The following is a 12,199-nucleotide window of genomic DNA, read 5'->3' on the forward strand; positions in this document are numbered from 1 at the left end:
CATCTTAGCTGGCATAGACCGTCAAGTTCCAGCTAGTGCCTAAAATCACCACGATCTTTTCTAGATGCACACTGTCATCTGCTTCAGCTGAATGCACCAGAGCCATATAGCGCTCAAATGCTGTGGCATTTTTACTCTGCCAGGCTTCTAATTTACTGGTAATTGTGTGTTCTTCTTCCTCAAGTACGCTATGTAAGAGTACACAACTGATTTGATTGTATTCATCAATCATTGCTCTGCGGGATAAAGCTTCCCAGTTTGTTTCCTTAGGTAATAATAAAATTTGCCGGTATAACCAATCTAAATTTAATGCATTGGCCTGATAAAATAGTCCTTTTGTTACTTCAGCTAGTGAATACTTGCTTTTTTTATGTACTTTAATTGCATTTAAACAAGCAAACAAGGCATCACTTTGAGCAATTTTCAGGGCAAGTGGTGCACTGACGCCTGCTTTGATCAACTGATCTACTGACTGATCCATTTTTTTTTGCTCGCCCTCAGTCACTAAGCCTGTCAAACCTTCAGCTAATTCTTCAATGCTAGCCACATAGTGTTCTGCTACCTCTGCCTGTGGTTCATTACGTACAAACCAGTACATCGCCCGCTCAACCCATTTCCTGATACGCGACTTTATATCTTCCAGCACATCTCCGCTTATAGCACCATCTAAATCGTTTTGCATTTTCCAGATTGCATCTATTTCAAATACACGGCAAACCAGATTATAAGTATTGACCAGTTCAGCAACAGTACAATTTAATTCCTGCATAAATCGATGTGGAAAAACGATACCCAATCTATTTACAAGACTATTAATTAACTGGTTAGCAACAATTTCCTTGCCTAATCGATGCTCTTGTATTTGATCAGCATAAGCTGTTTGCAATTGGGTAGGAAAATAATCGGATAATATATGCGTGGATAAATCCAGATTTATATACTTAGACTCGGACAATAATTCTGTTTTAAAAAGTTGTTTGGTATACGCCAGCAATACCGATATTTCCGGGCGTGTCATACCCTTTCCGGAAATTTTACGTGCTTGCAACGCCTTATCATTGGGTAGCTTTTCTTGTGCGCAATCTAAGTGTGCTTTAATTTCCAGTGTATTAATGAGCTGTTTTAAACCTTGTAACTCAATAATAGATTCATTTTGAATCATGCCTATCGCATGATTTTGTTGATGGTTATTATTTAACACCAGATCAGCCACTTGATCAGTCATGCTCTCAAGTAGTTTATCCCTTTGCTTTGCAGTGATATCTCCCTGCAGCAAGACACTGTTTAGCAAAATCTTTATATTGACCTCGTGGTCAGAACAATCTACTCCGGCTGAGTTATCGATTGAATCAGTATTGATACAGCCATTATCAAGCGCATATTCAATACGTCCGCGCTGGGTAAAACCAAGATTGCCTCCTTCTCCAACAACTTTGCAACGTAATTGCCCGGCATTAATTCGTAATGCGTCATTAGTTCGATCGCCCACCTCACTATTTAACTCGGCAGTTGCTTTAATGTAAGTACCAATTCCACCGTTCCAGAGTAAATCCACGGGGGCTGATAAAATCGCCTTGATTAATTCATTCGGTGATAACTGTGAATCATTTATGGCCAGAGATTCCTTTATTTCATTACTTAAAACCACGACTTTATCATGTCGCGAATAAACGCCCCCGCCCTTAGAAATTAAGCCAGGATCATAATCTGTCCAGCTCGAATGAGTTAATTTAAACAAACGCTGTCTCTCGTTAAAACTGCTTTCTGTATTCGGGTTGGGGTCAAGAAAAATAGTCTCATGATTAAATGCTGCGATCAGTTTAATTTTATTAGACAATAAAAGTCCATTACCAAAAACGTCACCTGACATGTCTCCTATTCCGGTCACAGTAAAGGCATTTTTCTGAATATCAATACCTAAACTTTCAAAATGATGTTGCACTGACACCCAGGCTCCGCGAGCGGTTATACCCATTTCCTTATGGTCATATCCAGCAGACCCGCCTGACGCAAAAGCATCACCGAGCCAGTAATGATAATTTTGTGATAGTGCATTGGCATAATCAGAAAAACTGGCTGTACCTTTATCGGCAGCAACGACCAGGTAAGGGTCATCACCATCATAGCAATTCACTCGTTCAGGTTTAATGACTTCATTGACTGCATAGTTATCAGTAATATCCAATAACCCTTTGATCAAAAGACGGTAACAGGCAATACCCTCTGCAGCCATCTCCTCTTTAGAAGCTACAGTTTTAACAACAAAACCCCCTTTAGCACCTGTAGGCACAATGACTGAGTTTTTAGTCATCTGAGCTTTCATCAGTCCTAACACTTCTGTTCTAAAATCTTCACGTCTGTCAGACCAGCGTAAGCCTCCCCTGGCGACTGGCCCGCCGCGTAGATGTATGCCTTCCATGCGCGGAGAATATACAAAAATTTCATAATAAGGCACCGGCGATGGTATTTCATCAACCTTTGCTGAATTAAATTTAATGGACAAATATGGAATGTTTTGTTCATCAACTGGTTGTATAAAATAGTTAGTGCGTTCAGCGGCTAATATTAAATTCAGATAGCGCCGCAGAATTCGATCTTCGTCTAAAGATTTTACTTGTTCAATCAGGTATAGAATTTCTTCAATTTGAACCGTAGCTTCCTCTGGCAATACAGTTTCAGTATTAAAACGCTGGTAGAACAATTTAACCAGTAAAGTGACAACATTTGCATTCCGAACTAATGTTTTCACTACATAGCTTTGACTAAAAGCAATTCCAATTTGGCGCAAGTAAAAATACAGTGTTCTTAAAATATTGATATCTTGCCAGCTCAATCCTGCATTGATGACTAAAGCATTAAAGCCATCATTTTCAACTCGCCCCATCCAGCATTGCTCAAAAGCCTCTTGAAATCGAGGTTTTAACGCCTCAATATCAAGTTGTGCCACCTGGTCATAAGCCAGGCCAAAGTCATGAATCCAGAAAGACTTATCCTGACTAAACTTTTTAATTTGATAGGGGTTTTCACTACAGACTGTTACTCCCATATTTTCCAGCATCGGCAAGCTACGGGATAGTGATGCTACTTTGCCAAAACAGTATAATTTAAAATACAGTTGCTTTTGTCCGGTAGCCGTTAATGGGCTGTATAAGAAGCCCAATGCAGACAAATTATTCTTTTCAAGTTGCTCAAATCGTTTTAAATCCAATAATGCTGTACGTGCAGAAACCGCCTCTCTATAAGCAGCTGAAAAGCTGTTTTTATACGCCTGTAAATAAGTATTAGCTTCTGCTTCCCCATACTGGAAATTAAGTTCAGCTTGCAGCTCGTCTTGCCAATCCGATAATACTGCAATAATACGCTGTTCTATTTCTTTAACATCATAATCTATGCAACACGTTACTTTGCTATGAATAATGAAATGGATCCTCGCCAATATTGACTCTGAAAGTTTCACGCTAAAATCTAAATCACTGCCTTGAAAAACATCTATTAGAATTTCCTGTATTTTTATACGAGACCCAGTGTTATAGCGCTCTCTAGGAACAAACACTAAGATAGAAACAAAATGGCTATAAACTTCATGGCGCACAAAAACACGTATCCGTTGTCGCTCTTGTAATTGCAAAACGCCAGTCACACATGCAGATAAATCTTTTAGTTTAGCTTGAAATAATTCATCTCTAGGCAATGAATTGATCACAAACAACAGTGATCTTTCAGTATGGCTGCTGTTAACAAAATCAGATTGTTGCAATATGGTTTTAATTTTACTGCGCACCAGTGGAATACTATTGAGTTCACAAGAATAAGCAGATGAAGCAAATAAGCCTAAAAAACGAATTTCACCGACAACCTGTCCGGCAGCATCATATTGCTTAATCCCGATATAATCCATGAACACAGGACGATGTACCGTTGCCTTACTGGTCGCTTTGGTAATCATCAGCGGTTTATCATTGTTCAAAAGCTGATAGGCATCATCACTAATGGGCAGAAAATTTGCATCGGGAATTTTAGCGACACTATCTCGAAGAATCCCTAATCCAGTGTTATCAACGACTCTAAATCCATATTTGTCAGCTTGCTCAATAATAAGGTATTCCCGATGGCCTAAAAATACAAAATGATCATTTTTTAGCCATTGCAAAAATTCAATTGGCTCCTGTAAATCAGGCTTGTGTTGTTCGGTTAATGCTGAAATTACTGCCTCCATTCGAGCTAAACAGGCAGGCCAATCATCTGTTGCAGCACAAACATCAGACAAGACCTGTTGCAGGCTTTTTTTGAGTTGCCTGATTAGTTCAATATCGCTTTGCCGATTAATCTCGATATGTAAAACACTTTCCTGAGTAGTCCCTGGTTTTTCTGTTTTACTAATCTCCAGCAATTTTCCAACTACATCTCTACGTACCCAGTAAACAGGATGTAAAACCAGCTGATTAACAAAACCATAGCGATTGATTTCCATGGTAACGGATTGCAGTATAAAAGCGCGATCAGCTAGTACCACTTCAATAACCGTATGCGAGCTTTGCCAGCCATGCTCTTCGACGCTAGGGTTATAAATATGAATTTTTTCCTTGTCCGCAGGCAAATTCAGAAACATATTCCAATGCGATAATACCGCACCGTACAAATCTTCTACTGAGGTATTAGCGATTTCCTCGAAAGCACAAAAGCTAAAATAGTGCTGAGCAAACAAAATTAACTGTTCAACACTTTCATCTTTAATTTCATTACGAATATATTGAGATAATATATCCAGCATATTTGTAATATTTTTATATTCCATGTTCAACTCCTGAAACTAACGCTAACAATTATGTACTTCCCTTGAAAAGCAGATAAGGGATGTGCAGCAAATAACCTGGGTAACCATTTTTTGGTAGTACAGACGACCCATCTGTACTGTATAGGCATGCTGTCTGGCTTCCTAAAATGAATAGTGTATTATGCATATACCTACTAAGCACGAAATTAATAGCTTGTACTATAAACCGTGAGTAACTGTTTATTGAGGGTTATTTTATCTATACCCGTATCTTAGTCCGTAGTCACTACAAATACTAAAAAAGCGCTTAATATTACTGCTAGATATTTATTCTTGTCTTATACCCGATATAATAGCGATTCATTACTTCTATTCGCTGATTTTTCAGGATGATTTATGACCATGACTCGCCGCAACTTAATAGCAAAGATGTTAACACTGACCGGCTATACTTTAACACTAGCATTTTCTAAAACAGGTTTAGCAAACTGGATGGCAAATGACTTTCGTCGGCAGACTCTTGATAGCACGCTTAGCCAGTTATTTCCAGAACAGACATTACTTGAAACGAATAAGATTAACTTGAAACTGCCGCGTATAGCAGAAAATGGCTCTGTTGTTCCTATTACGATCACCAGTACTATTGATAATGCCGATACTATTTATATCTTTTCTGAAAAAAATCCAGTACCCCTTATTGCAAAATTTAGCTTGAATCCAGCGTTAGAAACATTTATTGGCGCTCGTTTTAAAATGCAGGAAACCTGTGATGTGATAGTTGTCCTAAGAGCTGATAAGCAATATTACCAGACTCGACAAAAAGTGAAAGTTACATTGGGTGGTTGCGGAGGTTAATATGTCATCGATAAAAATACGTAGTAAACGTCTGGCTGACTATACCCTGGTGCGCACCCTGATTGCTCATCCAATGGAAACAGGAAAAAGAAAGGATGATGATACAGGCGAACTGATTCCTGCGCACTTTATTCAAACCATGAATTTTTCTCTTAATGAGCAAATCATGAGTCAATGCCAAATGGGCGTAGGTATCGCAAAAAACCCTTTTTTCTCTTTTCATATCAAATCTGCTCAGGCAGGCGATATAGTCAGCATTAGCTGGACGGATAATCTCGGCTATAGCGATACTGCCAAACATATTATTCAATGATGATTTCTTGCCGATTGAATGCAGCCATTGCTGCCATGGTTTTTTGTTTAATTTTTTTTAGCGCCTCAACCCCGGCGAGCCCGACTGAAGACCGGCAACAAATTCGTGCCTTTTATCAACAACTTTTTCCGCAACTTACACTCGATGATTATGCGCAAGGTGTTTATGCCATAGACCCTGATGCCAAAGCATCCTGGCTGGCTATCGAAGAGTTCCCTCCTTACGAACTTGCTTTGGAAAAAGGCGAAGCATTATTCAAGCGACCTTTTGCAAATGGTTCAGGCTATGCTGATTGCTTCGCCAATAAAGGGATTTCTATTGCACAGAATTATCCCTATTGGGACAAGCAAAAACAACAAATCGTTACCCTGGCCAGTGCGCTTAACGAGTGCCGGAAAAACAACCAACTCTCTCCCCTGACCTATGGCAAAGGCGAGATAAACTATCTTTTAGCCTATATGGCCTTTACCTCTCGAGGCCAACGAATCAACACCCGGATTCCGGACGATTCCCCTGCAGCTCTCGCTGCCTATCAACAAGGTAAGGCTTATTTTTATCAGCGCCGTGGTCAGCTTAATTTTTCTTGTGCGAGTTGTCATTTAGACAATGCGGGTAAATATATACGTTCTGAAATACTCAGTCCTGCACTGGGGCATACCACTCACTGGCCTGCTTATCGCTTAAATACTGGAGAAATGGGTACTCTGCATCGCCGCTTTATGGTATGTAACAAGCTGATCCGTGCACCGGTAGACCCGGCACAAAGCACCGCTTTAAGGCAATTAGAATATTACTTAAGTTTTATGGACTTTGGATTGCCACTCAATGGACCCTCTACACGTAAATGATTAATACAAAAACGAACTGCGCAGATATTAATGAATCCGGCTTGCTACCTGTAGATCAGGCAAAAAATACTATATTGGCAGCTATGCCTGTTTTACAAGATAGCCTGCAAATACCTATTGAACAGGCAAAAGGACGTTGTTTGGCTGAAGCTATTATTAGCCCGGTTCAGGTTCCTGGACATACGAATTCAGCGGTAGATGGCTACGCAATGCATAGTTGTGATTTACCGGGTAAAGGCACTCAAGCAAGCCTCAAAATTCAGGCCACAATTCTGGCGGGGCAACTGTACAGCGAAAACTGCCCCACTGGATATTGCCTGCGTATTATGACCGGTGCGCCCATTCCTATTGGTCTGGATACTGTTATTATGCAGGAGCATTGCCAGATTTCAGACACTGCTATTCTGATTGATGACCGACATAGCAAGGGACAAAACGTACGCCAGGCAGGAGAGGATATACAGCTGGGCACGACTGTATTACACCAGGGTAAATTGTTATGCCCTGCCGATATTGGTTTACTTGCCTCTTTAGGTATCACTGAAATTAAGGTTAAACGTAAATTGCGCATTGCCATTGCTTCAACCGGTAATGAAATTTACAGTATCGCTTCAGTTGTTCCTGATGGTGGACTTTATGATAGCAATCGCTACTGTCTGCTTGCTGCGCTGGATCGCCCTGATATAGAAATAATTAATCTAGGCATTATCCAGGATAACGAAACTGAATTATTACAACGTTTTAATGAGGCCGCTGATTACGCTGATATTATTATTTCCACTGGAGGAGTGTCTGTAGGAGAAGCCGATTTTACTAAAGCGGCACTCAAAGCCAGTGGAGATATAACTTTTTGGAAAGTAGCCATTAAACCCGGTCGCCCTATCGCCTTTGGCAAGATTAAACAAAGTGTTTTCTTCGGTTTACCTGGCAACCCCGTCGCAGTGTTGATTACTCTCTATCAATTTGTTCTTCCTGCACTGGAAAAGATGCTCGGCATCACCGATAAACCGATAGCTCCACTTATAAAAGCGCGCAGTCTGCAATCTATACGTAAGAAACCCGGTCGGACTGAAATTCAGCGTGGCATAGTCAGCCAGACTGATACAGGAGAATTTCGGGTCAAAACGACCGGCAAGCAAGGATCTGGTATTTTGAGTTCAATCAGTATGGCGAATGCTTTTATTATTTTACAACATGATCAAGACAAAGTTGAACAAGGTGACTGGGTTGATGTGCAATTGTTTTCGGGTTTGTTTTAGACCCGTTTAGTTTTGCCCCCATACGATTAACAAAACAGGCTGATTTAACGCCCAATCCTTATGATGTTGTTGAAGCTTTGTTCAGACTTACCCCTAATAGATTAAATGCATGTAAAATTAAATCTTAAGGATTTATCACCCGGCAATATACAAATTTCAAGAAATCAAAGGAAAAAATGTGATTCATAAACACCTCAATTACTATAAAGTTTATGTAAAAAAGGATATATCGGCTGGTTTAGTGGTTTTTTTAGTTTCCTTGCCCTTATGTCTGGGTATTGCCCTGGCATCTGGAGCTCCACTTTTCTCTGGCTTGATTGCCGGATTAATTGGCGGTCTTATTGTTTCCTGGTTGAGTGGTTCGCAATTAAGCGTTTCTGGCCCTGCTGCTGGTTTAACGGTCATTGTATTCAATGCTATCGAACAACTTGGCAGTTATGCAGGTTTTTTAATCAGCGTTGTTGTAGCCGGTGTTATACAGTTAATATTAGGATATCTTCGTGCGGGTGTGATCGGCGCTTTTTTTCCTTCCGCAGTTATTAAAGGAATGTTAGCAGCCATTGGTTTGATACTGATTATCAAACAATTACCCCATGCAGTGGGCTATGATAAACAATTTGAAGGCGCTGAAAGTTATATGGATGAAACCGCTACAGAAAGTTTTCAGGATATATTTGATGCGCTTGCATCAATTTCTCTCGGTGCGACTGTCATTACCCTGGGAGCATTATTGATTCTATTTATCTGGGATACCCGGTTTTTGAAGCGTTTTCGGCTGTTTCAATATATTCCCGCGCAATTAGTCGCAGTGCTATGGGGTATCGGCTTTAATGCTGCAACCTTAAAATGGTTTCCTGGTTTTGCAGTTTTTGATAAGCATTTGGTCTCTCTGCCCATAACAGAAAGCCTGTCTGACTTTATCGGTTTGTTTACCTTACCTGATTTCAGTTTTCTCAGTCAGCCTGATGTTTATACTATTGCGATCACTTTAGCGATTATTGGTAGCCTGGAGACCTTACTCAGTCTGGAAGCCGTTGATAAACTAGATCCGTTAAAACGTATTGCTCCGACTAATCGAGAATTGAAAGCTCAAGGTATTGGTAATATGCTCAGTGGATTAATTGGTGGTTTACCAATTACCGCTGTTATTGTGCGCAGTTCTGCAAATATTAATGCAGGCGGTAGAACACGAATTGCCAGTTTTGTACATGGGGTTTTTCTACTTTTGAGCATCCTGTTTATTACCCGAATTCTCAACATGATTCCTCTGGCCTGCCTGGCCGCCATTTTATTACAAACAGGGTATAAATTAGCCAAACCGCAGCTGTTCATAGCCGTGTTCAATCAGGGCTGGAATCAGTTTTTACCCTTTGTCATAACTGTCATCGCTATTTTAAGCACAGATTTATTGCAGGGCGTTGTCGTTGGTATTGTGATTGGTATGATTTTTGTTCTGAAATCAAATTATCACCAATCCATCACACTTCACCATGAAGAACAGCACTACACTTTAACCTTGCATAAAGATGTATCATTTTTAAATAAAGCTTTACTAAGAAAGCTATTAAATAAAGTTGAAGAAAATAGTGCCTTGATCATTGACGCATCTAAAGCCCAATTTATTGATCATGATATTCAGGAAACGCTAGAAGACTTTATTAAAGCTTCTGCAGATGACAATATTACAGTGGAAGTCTATGGTTTTTCAAAAAAACAGCTAGCAGCTCGATCTTAAGTTGAGTAAAAAATCTAAAGGACGAGTATCAAATTACTTAGGTGGCAAACAGCAGCACAGACGCACCGTCTAAACATCGCCGGCATGCTGCCTGCGCTGCTAATATTTAAGAGAGGAAGTTTATGCAAAATAAAATAGTGCTTCTACCTCATTGCAAGATTACAAATAGCTAAAATTATCAATCACTTAACATAAAGCACGCGCGTCACTATGATTGACAAACTTCTAAAAATTGAACACTATAATAACAACCTTAGCTTTACCTTAAGCATGGTTGCCAGCTTATTATTCGGGATCGCTTTTGGCTTGTTTGTGGGTGACTATGCTGCAAAATTACAGATTCTCGGCGATATTTATATCGGTCTGCTACAAATGACCGTACTCCCTTATATTGTCTTCTCTTTAATTGCTAATATAGGTCGGCTCAGTTACCTCGAAGCTCGTTTACTTACCCGTCAAGGATTATTAGTGCTATTAGCACTATGGTTAATTGGTGGACTCAGCGTCTGGGCCATGTCTCTCACCTTGCCCAATATTGAACAAGGTTCTTTTTTCAGCTCATTATTAGTGGCAAATGTTCCAAAAATTGATTTTTTACAGCTCTTTATTCCGGCTAACCCTTTTCAATCATTAGCCGAGAATGCAGTACCAGCAGTAGTCTTATTCAGCATGCTTTTTGGTGCCGCCTGCATTGGCTATAAAGATCATAAATCCATTTTAGATAATTTCAGCCATGTTGCGAAAATACTATTACGGGTCAATAGTTTTGTCGTTATCCTAACCCCTATCGGTGTCTTTGGCATTGCAGCCAGTGCTGCCGGCACACTCAGTCTAGGTGAATTCGAGCGTATTCAAGCTTATGTATTTATGCTTATTGGCTCAGTATTATTAGTGACTCTTGTCGTTATGCCCTTGCTAATTGCCAGTTGCACACCATTCAGCTATCGGCAAATTGCCCGCGAATCGAGAAATGTTTTGTTGACAGTCTTTATCGTAGGAAGCGTGTTTGTGGTTATTCCTTTACTTATTAAGATGATTAGCCGTTTATTTCACTCTCATGTGACAACCGAGCATGAACAAGCACGCATACCCGACTTAGTGCTGCCGCTCGCCTATCCGTTTCCTGATATGGGTAAGATACTCAGTCTGGTGTTTATTGTTTTTGCCGCCTGGTTTTATGACAAACCACTGGAGTTTCTTGATTATCCAGTAATGCTGACTATTGGGCTATTTTTAAGCTTCGGCAAGTTAATTACCGCATTACCGTTTTTGCTCAATCTTTACCATATACCAGAGGATGTTTTTAATCTATTTATGACTGTTGGAGTCATTTGCGGTCGTACTGCTGATGTTGCCGGTGCGATGCATTTAATGACTTTTACCATCCTGACTACAGCGCTGATGACGGGCTTATTCAAAATAAAATGGTCAGTACTAATCCGCAATGGACTGATCAGTTTATTACTGTTTTTTTGCGTTGGACTGGGAATTCGCATAGTTCTTGAGCAGCCAACTTTCAATGAAAATCAGAGTCCGCAAATATTGCACATGCGGTTATTAAACGACCGAGTTCCCTATACTGTCTCCAGCCTATCACAACCTAACCCAATAACACTTAAACCGGGCCAACATTTAATAGATAGAATACGTAAAACAGGCATTATTCGCATTGGCATCAATGAAGACAGTTTACCTTTCTCTTTTTACAATGTATACGGGCAAATGGTTGGCTTTGATATAGAATTGATGTTACACCTTGCTGAGGACCTACAAGTCGGTATTCAATTCATTCCTTATGAAAATGAATATTTATTACAACAATTAGACGATGATCATTTCGACATAGCCGTTTCTGGCATTACTCCCAATCTCAGCTTACTCGCAGCATCACGCATGTTATATAGCACTAGCTACCTTGATGTGCATTTAGCCTTAGTTGTTCCTGATCATAAGCGTAATAAATTCAGCGATAGAGAGTCAATTCTTAAACTCAAAAATGCACAGGCTTTTGTACGCAAAGAAAGTAATTTTGCGACCCGAGCTCACCAACTATTTCCCAACCTCAAAGTGACTGAATTAGATTCCGAAGCAGAATTTTTTAACACTAAAGAATTTCACGATCAGATTATTCTCACAACCGCAGAAGGTGGCTCAGCCTGGACGCTACTCTATCCTGATTATGTGGTAGTCAATCCTTTTGCCAATCGCCAAGGCGCTCCTTTAGTGATTGCCGTCAGTGACGAAGATCTGATACTGGAACATTTTCTCAGTACCTGGATTAAAATCAAACAGACCGATGGTACGATTGATACTTTGTTTGCGCACTGGATTCAAGGGGAAACAACTAAAGCAAGAGAGCCCCGCTGGAGCATTTTAAATAATGTTTTAGGTAAATAGTGATTCAAAGTATGCAAT

Annotated in this window: 7 protein-coding genes; 6 read left to right on the plus strand and 1 reads right to left on the minus strand. The window is 40.0% G+C overall.

What is annotated here, in order from left to right:
- Nucleotides 1–4: 4 nt before the first annotated feature.
- Nucleotides 5–4,795: an NAD-glutamate dehydrogenase gene (locus AU255_RS15750; protein ID WP_080523879.1), complete on the minus strand. Its 4,791-nt coding sequence runs from the start codon at nt 4,793–4,795 to the stop codon at nt 5–7.
- A gap of 375 nt (nt 4,796–5,170) precedes the next feature.
- Here AU255_RS15750 and soxY point away from each other — a divergent pair, with 375 nt between their 5' ends.
- The 6 genes from soxY to AU255_RS15780 all read left to right on the plus strand — a co-directional run bounded on the left by soxY (nt 5,171) and on the right by AU255_RS15780 (nt 12,181).
- Nucleotides 5,171–5,629: a thiosulfate oxidation carrier protein SoxY gene (soxY, locus tag AU255_RS15755; RefSeq protein WP_080523880.1), complete on the plus strand. Its 459-nt coding sequence runs from the start codon at nt 5,171–5,173 to the stop codon at nt 5,627–5,629.
- Nucleotide 5,630: 1 nt separating this feature from the next.
- Nucleotides 5,631–5,942: a thiosulfate oxidation carrier complex protein SoxZ gene (soxZ, locus tag AU255_RS15760; protein ID WP_080523881.1), complete on the plus strand. Its 312-nt coding sequence runs from the start codon at nt 5,631–5,633 to the stop codon at nt 5,940–5,942.
- Complete coding sequence (gene soxA, locus AU255_RS15765) at nt 5,939–6,790, plus strand: sulfur oxidation c-type cytochrome SoxA (RefSeq protein WP_198942661.1); 852 nt, start codon at nt 5,939–5,941, stop codon at nt 6,788–6,790. Before soxZ ends, soxA begins: the two co-directional genes overlap by 4 nt.
- Nucleotides 6,787–8,049, plus strand: a complete 1,263-nt coding sequence (gene moeA, locus AU255_RS15770; RefSeq protein ID WP_080523882.1) for a molybdopterin molybdotransferase MoeA — start codon at nt 6,787–6,789, stop codon at nt 8,047–8,049. The genes soxA and moeA overlap by 4 nt, the downstream gene beginning before the upstream one ends.
- Before the next feature lie 178 nt (nt 8,050–8,227).
- Nucleotides 8,228–9,784: a SulP family inorganic anion transporter gene (locus AU255_RS15775; RefSeq protein WP_080523883.1), complete on the plus strand. Its 1,557-nt coding sequence runs from the start codon at nt 8,228–8,230 to the stop codon at nt 9,782–9,784.
- Between the two features lie 210 nt (nt 9,785–9,994).
- A complete protein-coding gene (locus AU255_RS15780; RefSeq protein WP_080523884.1) occupies nt 9,995–12,181 on the plus strand; it encodes a cation:dicarboxylate symporter family transporter in 2,187 nt (728 codons plus the stop codon).
- Nucleotides 12,182–12,199: the final 18 nt, after the last annotated feature.

The sequence above is a fragment of the Methyloprofundus sedimenti genome (genome assembly GCF_002072955.1).
In the GTDB taxonomy this organism is placed as follows: Bacteria; Pseudomonadota; Gammaproteobacteria; order Methylococcales; family Methylomonadaceae; genus Methyloprofundus; species Methyloprofundus sedimenti.